This window comes from uncultured Planktosalinus sp., assembly GCF_963973675.1.
In the GTDB taxonomy this organism is placed as follows: Bacteria; Bacteroidota; Bacteroidia; order Flavobacteriales; family Flavobacteriaceae; genus Planktosalinus.
Genome location: NZ_CAXBAN010000275.1, coordinates 1 through 3,668, shown reverse-complemented (window position 1 = coordinate 3,668; position 3,668 = coordinate 1). Strand labels below are relative to the sequence as shown.

The following is a 3,668-nucleotide window of genomic DNA, read 5'->3' as shown; positions in this document are numbered from 1 at the left end:
TTTCTACAGGCTCATTTTCCGGAGATCGTTTTAGTATTGATCAAGGGACTTCTACATTAGTAGAGCGATTTTCAGGACTTGTTAATGATTTATTTGAAGATCAGGATGGGAAATTTAGTGTGGGCCTAGATTATACACAAGGAACGCGCTCCCGCGATTTAGAAACATCAGATAGAGTAGGCCTTACTTTTACATCACAAATAAGTGATAGGGTTTTGATTGACGGGCGTGTAGGTGTTCCTGTAGGTGGAGTGAGTGATAACAAAGTGGCTGGTGATTTTCAAATTCAAGTCTTACTCAATGAAGAAGGAAACTTCAAATGGAATATTTTTAACCGTGAAACACAAATTCAGTTTATTGGTGAAAATCAAACTTTTGAACAAGGAACAGGTTTGTCTTACTCTCTTGAATTTAATTCATTTAGAGAATTTTGGAGACGTATTATTGGTCGAAAATCCAATGAAGATGAAGATGAACCCAATCAAAACCCTCGAGAACGAAAAGTTTTGGAAGTCTTATCACCAGAAGAGGAGGGAATTGAATATGACCCGTCTGAAAATTAAAGAACTACTTAAAACCTTTTCTTAATTTTAACCAACACGACGATTGAAATTAAAGTAAAACTCGACAGGAATATTGCTGTGGTATTGTTTCCATAAATAAAAAAACCGGTAGCAAATAGAAAACAATAAACTCCTAAAACACCCATTATAAGTGCTAAAAACTTATATTTAAAATCTTTAAATTTATTTTCTTTATCAAAAACCAGCGCTTCGAATGCTTCAATTGTAGATAGTTTTGAGGGTTTTGTAAGCAAGGTAATTAATACCCAACTAATTGTAGTAATAACTACTCCAACAACAAGTTGCCAATGAGATTCAAGTATAATTAGCGGGCTTGCCATTTTGTCGTTTAAAAAGAAAAAAACAGCAACTATAAATGATACAGCCATTGCTGTTATTTCACTGTAAGGATTAATGCGCCTCCAAAACCATCTGAGGATAAACAACAAACCAGTACCCGCTCCAATTTGTAGTAATAGGTTGAAAGCCTCTCGGGCTTCTTCCAATATTAACGCAAGAAAAGCAGCACAAATAATCATAAAAAAAGTGGAAAGCCTTCCAACCAGTACTTTTTTCTTTTCACTTGCTTTCTTTGAGACAAACCGTGCGTAAAAATCATTAACAACATAAGAAGACCCCCAGTTTAAATGAGTTGAAATTGTACTCATAAAAGCGGCAACTAATGAGGTAACAACAAGTCCCAACAATCCGGCCGGTAGCAATCTGAGCATAGCAGGGTAAGACAAGTCATTCTTAACATAATCCGGATTAAAATCAGGAAAAGCAGCCTGCAAACTTGCTAAATCAGGATAAACAACAAGTGATGCCAGACCAATAATAATCCATGGCCAGGGTCTAAGGGCATAGTGAGCAAAATTAAAAAATAAGGTAGCCCAAGTTGCATGCTTTTCATTTTTGGCTGCGAGCATGCGTTGTGCAATATAACCACCACCACCAGGTTCTGCACCGGGATACCAAACGCTCCACCATTGCACAGCAAGAGGAATAATCAACAAGGGCACAACCACCTCCCAGTTATTGAAATCTGGAAGCATAGATAGTTTTCCGTTTAGTTCTGGGGCGGTAAGCATGGCTTCAAGCCCACCTACTTTCTCATGATTGACAATATAAACTGCCGCCCAAATACTACCAACCATGGCAATAATGAATTGAATAAAGTCGGTAATTAACACACCACGAAGACCACCCAGCATAGAGTAAAAAACTGTTACTCCACAAGCAATAAAAAGGCTTTGGAATTCTGAAAAACCAAACATTACGTGACCAATTTTGATGGCTGCCAAACACACATTGGCCATAATCACAATATTGAAAAAAACTCCTAAATAGATTGCCCTAAATCCTCTGAGAAAAGCTGCACTTTTTCCACTGTAACGCAATTCATAAAACTCCAGATCAGTGGTGATGCCGCTTTTTCGCCACAATTTAGAATAAAAAAAGACAGTAACCATTCCGGTAAGTAGAAAACTCCACCAAATCCAGTTTCCATAAACACCGTCTTCGCGAATAACTCCTGCGACGAAATTAGGAGTGTCTGCTGCAAACGTTGTTGCTACCATTGAAATACCCAGCAACCACCAAGGCATGTTTCTGCCTGAAAGAAAAAAAGATTCTGTGTTTTTGCCACTTTGCTTGGCAACAACAATTCCCACCAGGAGTGAGATAATAAAAAAACTTATTAAAATTGCATAATCAAGAGTTGACAACACCATATGGAGTATATTTAAATCTTACTTTACAGCAATGGCCGATATTTCTACATTCACGAATTTAGGAAGGTTTGCCACTTCAACTGTTTCACGGGCGGGTGCATTTTCATTGTCAAAATACTGGCCATACACTTCATTAATTTTTGCGAAATTATTCATATCACTAATAAAAATGGAAGTTTTAACAACATTTTCAAAAGTCATTCTGGCTTCCTCCAAAACAGCTTTAAGGTTTTGCATCACCAAATGTGTTTCCTCCTGAATAGTAGTTGTTTTTAGTTCTCCTGTGTATGGGTCTATTGCAATTTGACCAGAAGTAAATAACATATTTCCGGTCAAGACTGCCTGATTGTATGGCCCTATAGGAGCAGGCGCATTAGAGGTCTGAATGATTTTTTTCATAGTTTTTTATGTTTTATTTAATAGGTCAAAAGCAGTTTCTTATAATTGTCTGTCAGGTTCTCTTCGCTTGTCATATTTAATATCACTAAGAACAGATGATTTAATTCCGATAAAGAAATACCACGAACTTCTGGCACTAAAAGGAACCCAGTTAAAACTCATTTGCCAACTTTTGAGATCTCGCTGAAAACGCAACTGTGTAAAAGTGAATCCTTTGTCTTTAAAATCATATCCTGATGAAGCCCCCACAGACCAGCGTGGTGATAAATCAACATTTCCGCTAAACATAAGTGAGTGAGAAGTAATTTCACTTTGTCTTCGTGAATTATCATATGAAATGGTATAGGCAAGTCTTAAATCCCAAGGTATTGCATAATTATAGCGTCCGATACTTACATCCCTGTCTTCTGCATCCTCTTGGTTTCCAAGATATGTTGGGTTTGAAATATCATTTGAATCACCAAATAAATCATCAGGTCGCCCTCCACTTCTGAAAGTTTCACTGTTTTTAGAATCCTCGTCATTTTTATCAAAATCTTTGCTGGAAAAAGAATAGTTCATACTCACATTGGCAGAAGTGAGCCTGAAAAGACTTCCTCCATTGTCAATATTGAAAGTATTAATTTTGTTATTATTGTTATCAAGTGCATAAGGGTCAAGCACACCACTAAAGTTTAAATCTAATTTTTCAACAACAGGAATACTACCTGAAAAACGCAAGGGTTCCCATTTCAAACTATCTGAAGAAATAGAATAAGCCGTGTTAAAGTTTAAATTATTTAATAAGGCAATGCGTTTTGGTTCTGTGGCAGTGGAGTCATTTGTTCTTATTTTAGCTTCAAGTGTGTTGCTAAGCCCAATACCAATACTACTCGAATAGTTTTGATTAGGTGCTCCATACAAAGAGTTTTCAAAGCGCGAGTAAACCAACACTTCTTCTTCTGACATTCCTCCTGCGATAGTTGGGTTATAG

The 3,668-nt window shown here is 36.9% G+C and carries 4 protein-coding genes; 1 reads left to right on the top strand and 3 read right to left on the bottom strand.

The annotated features are described in order from the left end of the window. Positions 1 to 563, top strand: a 563-nt coding sequence (locus AACY61_RS10430) for a translocation/assembly module TamB domain-containing protein (protein WP_339611518.1), incomplete at its 5' end; no start/stop codon positions are given. Between the two features lie 8 nt (positions 564 to 571). On the opposite strand, the gene AACY61_RS10425 is transcribed toward AACY61_RS10430, so the two are convergent. From AACY61_RS10425 to AACY61_RS10415, 3 genes are all read right to left on the bottom strand, one after another. Continuing rightward, positions 572 to 2,296: a sodium:solute symporter family protein gene (locus tag AACY61_RS10425; protein ID WP_339611517.1), complete on the bottom strand. Its 1,725-nt coding sequence runs from the start codon at positions 2,294 to 2,296 to the stop codon at positions 572 to 574. An 18-nt stretch (positions 2,297 to 2,314) separates the two neighbouring features. Further along, on the bottom strand, positions 2,315 to 2,695 hold the full coding sequence (locus tag AACY61_RS10420; RefSeq protein ID WP_339611516.1) for a RidA family protein: 381 nt from the start codon (positions 2,693 to 2,695) through the stop codon (positions 2,315 to 2,317). Positions 2,696 to 2,734: 39 nt separating this feature from the next. Continuing rightward, a partial coding sequence (locus AACY61_RS10415) for a putative LPS assembly protein LptD (protein WP_339611515.1) occupies positions 2,735 to 3,668 on the bottom strand: 934 nt, incomplete at its 5' end.

What these genes read in the sequence shown, in the direction of transcription:
- AACY61_RS10425 (WP_339611517.1), bottom strand. Translation starts at nt 2,296, where the DNA reads ATGGTGTTGTCAACTCTTGATTATGCAATTTTAATAAGTTTTTTTATT.
- AACY61_RS10420 (WP_339611516.1), bottom strand. Translation starts at nt 2,695, where the DNA reads ATGAAAAAAATCATTCAGACCTCTAATGCGCCTGCTCCTATAGGGCCA.